The sequence below is a fragment of the Lysinibacillus sp. CNPSo 3705 genome (genome assembly GCF_028674935.1).
Lineage (GTDB): Bacteria > Bacillota > Bacilli > Bacillales_A > Planococcaceae > Lysinibacillus.
Genome location: NZ_JAQZSD010000215.1, coordinates 1 through 379, shown reverse-complemented (window position 1 = coordinate 379; position 379 = coordinate 1). Strand labels below are relative to the sequence as shown.

The window sequence follows — 379 nt, the reverse complement described above, 5'->3', positions numbered from 1 at the left end:
AACAAGTTTATCTATTTGTGCATTGATTTGACTTTCCGTTACATTTTCCTGTGCCCTAATTTTCTTTTTTTCTTTATCTGTTACTTTTTCATAGGCAGCGTCTTTATTTTTTATAATCCAAAAATCTTGTTTGTCACGTAATGTAACACGTTTCGTTGGCTGCTCAATCAATTGTGCCAGCTTTTCGGCTATGTCTACCATTTCCTTTGTTGTTGTCGTCGACATTTTTGTATACGTAATGGCATTTTCCGGTTGGTTATCCACTAAAATACGGCCATACCGATCATACATACGTCCCCTTGGCACACTTGTATTGACAGCTACCTCCTCTTTACGCTCTAATTCGCGTACATAATCTTCCCCTTTTACAATTTGCATA

General features: G+C 37.2%; 1 pseudogene. It reads right to left on the bottom strand.

The features are described 5' to 3' along the window. Nucleotides 1-379, bottom strand: a pseudogene (locus PVA17_RS25110) (penicillin-binding protein); the annotation flags it as partial.